General features: G+C 46.6%; 1 protein-coding gene. It reads left to right on the top strand.

What is annotated here, in order from left to right; genetic code table 11:
• Nucleotides 1-144: 144 nt before the first annotated feature.
• On the top strand, nucleotides 145-1,405 hold a 1,261-nt coding region (locus HMPREF2528_RS09110), incomplete at its 3' end, for an ABC transporter ATP-binding protein/permease (protein ID WP_168160856.1).

Here is a 1,405-nt window from a genome sequence, read left to right as displayed (position 1 = left end):
GTGGGTGTGTGGTGGAGCAAGGAACCTACCGGGAGCTACTGAAGGCAGAGGGAAAGTTTATGGAAATTTTCAAAAATCAGATCTCTGAAGATTCTGCAGGGCGCAAAACTTCCGCTGAAAGGGACTATAAAGATGCGTAAGATTATGGCTAATACTGTTTGGTCCGTGGTTTATGCTTTCAAAAATCACCCCGTATGGACCGTTTCCTATCTAGCGTCTGTTGTGTGCCTCTCACTATTCCCTGCTCTGCAGATGGAGGCTGTCACTAGACTTGTTGAGCATTTGGGTCAGAGCCAGGATGAAGTGCTTCCGCTAGCTCTGGGGGTTAGTTTTGTGCTGGCAGGATACATTGCCCTGGGACAAGCATCAGACTCTCTGCGTATGATTCTAAATTCTCGAATGTCAAGTACAGGTATTCAGAATGTATCTTCTCGTCTGGCGACTTGTTCTTCTCAGGAAATCGCGAGTGGTGATTATGCTCGCTCATCAAGGGCAGCTCATGAAGCTGTGACAGGGGGGAGTCTAGGATCTCAAGTTTCCACTATGGGTGCTCTGATATTCATCATTTTTTCGACGGGAGCCCTTAGTTATTCCGTAGGAAAGATCAATGTATATGCTTCACTCTGCATGCTTGCAGGCATGATTCCTGTTGCCTTGATGTCACATCTCTATTCGAGTAAAAATGCTGAGGCAATGGAAAAAATATATTCATATAGCTACAACGCATGGCATAGCACTAACCAGATTGCACAAATAACTACTGCTCGTGAGCTTGCAATTCTTAATGCTCGTTCATTCTTTGCGCGTCGCGCTAATCAAGAACGGAAAAAATCCGGTGAGGAGGAAATTGGCCTAGCTCGTTACATCCTCAGAATATATACAATTGTTGGTTTTATAAGCGCTGCATTGCTAGCTTTAGCCCTTATTTTTCTAGCGGCCTCGGTGCCGGCTCCCGGCGTTCTTGCTGGAGCTGTTATAGGTATTACCTCAGCTATAGTCTCGCTTGGCTCGATGGGAAGCGACCTTAGCTCGATGGCGGCGGGGTCAAACGCAATTGATGTATATCGAAAGTTTATTTCTAGCGCACAGCCCGGGCAGAAAAATCCGGTTGCCGATACCTACCTCGAGATTTCCAGCGTTTCCATTAGGAATCTTGCTATCCAGTATCCAAAAGCTGATTCTTTCGCTCTTAAAAACATCAATCTCACTTTTGGTCCCGGGCAGATGATTGGTATTGTCGGGCCCAGCGGATCAGGAAAGACAACCCTAGTAAATGCACTCATGGGTATGCTGAAGCCCTCCAGTGGAGACATCCTCATGGGAGGTACGTCGGTACAGGACATATCACCTGATGATTTGTTGGCAAATGTTGGTTTGGTGAGTCAAGACTACGGCCGTTATGAAC

Origin of the sequence: Rothia sp. HMSC078H08 (assembly GCF_001808955.1) — a bacterium.
Classification (GTDB): domain Bacteria; phylum Actinomycetota; class Actinomycetes; order Actinomycetales; family Micrococcaceae; genus Rothia.
This window is presented reverse-complemented; position numbering and strand designations above follow the sequence as displayed.